Genomic DNA, 3238 nt, shown 5'->3' on the forward strand with positions numbered 1-3238 from the left:
CGTCGCACAGCGGCCCGACGGCGACCCAGCGCACCAGGCCGTCGCCGTCCTGCACGCGGGGGGGCAGGGCATCGCCGAACACCAGGACCGTGAACCAGGGGCCGAGCAGGCCGTGCAAGGTCAGGCCATCCGCTTGCCGCAGCACCACGTTGGGCAGCGCGCGCCCGGCCAGGGCGTGTGTGCCGCAAGCCAGCGCCGACGCGGGATAGACGGCCGGCATGCATAGACGGCCGGTATTGATCATGCGGGCGGCGACGGCGTGGCGCGGCGCCAGGTCGATGATGGCGTCGCGCCACAGCGCGGCCGAGCGGGCCGCGCCCGGATAGACGAAGCGCGAGGAGCGGCGCGCCTGGCGGATGTTTTCCATCGCCGCGTGCTTGCGCTCGACGCTATAGGTATCCAGCAGGGACTCGCCCGCGCGGCCTTGCAGCAGCAGGGCCAGCTTCCAGCCCAGGTTGTCGGCGTCCTGGATGCCGCCGTTGCCGCCGCGCGCGCCGAAGGGCGCGACCAGGTGGGCCGAATCGCCCGCGAACAGCACGCGGCCATGGCGCAGGCTGTCCAGGCATTCATGGCGGTAGGCCCAGACGCCGTGCCAGGCGATGTCGAACTCCACGCGCTCGCCCAGCAGGTCCCAGACGCGCTGGCGCATGCCCGCGTCGGTGGCCGCTTCGGCGGGGTCTTCGTCGGGACGCAGCTGGAAGTCCAGCCGCCAGGTGTCGTCGGCCATCTTGTGGCGCCAGACCGCGCGGCCGTGGTTGCTGCGCGCGTCCAGCCAGGTCCAGCGCTCTTCCGGCCAGGCGGTGTCGCGCAGCACGACGTCGATGATGATCCAGCGGTCCTCGGTCTGGTCATACACGCGCGGGCTCAGGCCCAGCATGGTGCGCACCGCGCTCTTGGCGCCGTCGCAGGCGACCACCCATTGCGCGCGGCAGGTATAGGCGCCGTCGGGCGTTTCCACCTGCAAGGTGGCCGGGCCTTCGGCTTGCGGCTCGATGCCGGCGACGCGGTTCAGCCAGCGCAGCTCGGCCAGCGGCTCGCGCATCAGCGCATCCACCAGGAAGGCTTCCAGGTAGTACTGCTGCAGGTTGACGAAGCCGTTGTGGCGCATGTCGGGCTGGTCCTGCAGCGTGAACGAGGCGACCGCCATGTCGCGACACAGCACGCGGCCCACGTTCCAGCGCACGCCCTTGCCGACCACCTCGCCGGCCATGCCGAGGCGGTCGAAGATGTCCAGCGTGCGCTGCGCCCAGACCATGCCGCGCGAGGCCAGGCCGCGCACGCCGACGGTGTTGTCGTCGTCCAGCACGACCACGGGGATGCCGCGCCGCACCAAGTCCAGCGCCAGCGTCAGGCCGGTCAATCCGGCCCCCACGACGGCCACCGGATGCGGCTCGCGGCGCGGGCGGTCCATGTCATCGGGCCTGACGTATGGATAGATGGGAAGCTCTTTCATCGTTTTCCCTAGTTCGATGTGGTTTCGATGCAGGCACCACTCTAGGAGCGCCACGCGGGCCCGTCATGTCCTCACGGAAGAGGACACCGCGGCGGCGGAGGATGACCTTAGAATCGGGAAAACACGCGCAAGCGGGGAAAACGACACCATGGAAGAGACAAACAACCCTATGCCCGCGGGCGGGGGGCCGGACCGCTGGGCCGAGTCCGCCGTCATGGACCTGGGCGGCCCCATGTTCCATGCCGCGCTGCTGCTGGCGCTGCGCGAGACCGTGGCTGCCGACCACGTGTCGCACGTGTTCTACGGCCACGAAGGCCTGGTGCAGTATTCGTCGGCGGCCAGCCTGCTGAACCAGTCCCTGATCGAATGGACCACCAACGTGTTCGTGGACAACGAGTTCTACCGGCGCGATCCCAACTACGGCCTGCTGCGCGACATGGCCTGCCAGCCCGGCCATCATCCGGACCTGGTTGTCCAGACGGCGTCCCCGGAGCGCATCGCGGATGACGAGTACCGCCGCCTGCTGTTCGAGCGCCCCGGCTTCGCCAGCAAGATTTCGCTCATCGGTTCCCGCAGCGAGGGCATCAGCTACCTGAACCTGTATTTCTCGCATGCGCATTCACCGAACGTGGCCGAACTGATGCGCGGGCGCGCGCCCCTGCTGATCGCGCTGGCGCGGCGCCACCACCAGTTGTGCCGCGCGGATGCGGACGCGCCGCGCACGCCGTCCTGGTGCAGTGGCCTGTCGCTGCGTGAGATCCAGGTAGCCGACCTGCTACGCCAGGGCCATACCGCCAAGGAAGTGGGGCGCGAACTGGGCCTGTCGCCCACCACCGTGGTGACCTACAAGAATCGCATTTTCAAGAAGAACAACGTCGCCAGCCTGAAGGAGTTCCTGATCAAGGCGCCCGCGGTGTGCGCCGCGCCGGCCTGTACGGCCGAGGCCGGCGGCCGCTGAGGCTCGCCTGCAAGCCTGAGGCTGGCGGCAGTTGAGCATGACCGGTATGCCTGATGCCAGCGGCCGCTGGGCATCGCCTGCATGCCCGCGGCTCGCGGGCGCCCGGCGTCGTCCGCATTGGTCGGGATCAGGCTGCCACGGATGGCCGCAGCCGGGCGATGGCGGGTACCGCCAACGCCGCCAGCAGCGCCACGGCCCCAGCGACATAGCCCACACTGCCGAGGCCCCACTGCGCGATGGCCAAGCCGCCCAGCATGGCGCCGATGCCGATGCCGGCATTGGCCGCCGACACGTTCAGCGTTCCCGCCATGGCCTGGGCTTGCGGCGCCACTTTCATCACGCGCACCTGGCAGACCGGATACAGGGCCGTGTTGGCGATGCTCCAGGCGGCCAGCGCCGGCAGCAGTCCGGCAAGCGAGGAGGCCAGGGGCACCGCGGCCATCATGCCCAGGCCCAGCAGCAGGGTGAACGCCAGGGTCGCGGCCAGCGGATTGCGGTCCGCCGCCAGTCCGCCCAGCCAATTGCCCGCCAAGCCCGCCGCGCCAAAGCCCATCAGCCACCATCCGACCTGCGCCGGCGGCACGCCGGCGATGCGTTCCAGCACGTCGGCCAGATAGGTATAGGCAGCGAACATCGCAGTGAACACCGCCACGGATAGTGCGATGTGGGCCAGCATGCGCGGATCCCGCAGAATGCGCGCCTGCTCGCGCAAGCCGACGCGTGGCGGGCGTGGCAAGGCCGGCATGCAGGCCAGCATCAGCGCGGCCAGCGCCAGGGACAGCGCGGCCAGGCCCCAGAAGCTGCCGCGCCAGCCTATGGACGTGGCG

Annotated in this window: 3 protein-coding genes; 1 reads left to right on the forward strand and 2 read right to left on the reverse strand. The window is 70.1% G+C overall.

Translation table 11 applies throughout. The features are described 5' to 3' along the window. A partial coding sequence (locus VIR09_RS01440; RefSeq protein WP_332011080.1) for an FAD-dependent oxidoreductase occupies window positions 1-1453 on the reverse strand: 1453 nt, incomplete at its 3' end. A 148-nt stretch (window positions 1454-1601) separates the two neighbouring features. Here VIR09_RS01440 and VIR09_RS01445 point away from each other — a divergent pair. Continuing rightward, entirely contained in the window at window positions 1602-2411 is an 810-nt protein-coding gene (locus VIR09_RS01445; RefSeq protein ID WP_332011083.1) for a helix-turn-helix transcriptional regulator, read from the forward strand. A 127-nt stretch (window positions 2412-2538) separates the two neighbouring features. Here VIR09_RS01445 and VIR09_RS01450 read toward each other — a convergent pair. Then, a partial coding sequence (locus tag VIR09_RS01450) for an MFS transporter (protein WP_332011086.1) occupies window positions 2539-3238 on the reverse strand: 700 nt, incomplete at its 5' end.

The sequence above is a fragment of the Achromobacter sp. genome, from assembly GCF_036567245.1.
Classification (GTDB): domain Bacteria; phylum Pseudomonadota; class Gammaproteobacteria; order Burkholderiales; family Burkholderiaceae_B; genus Achromobacter.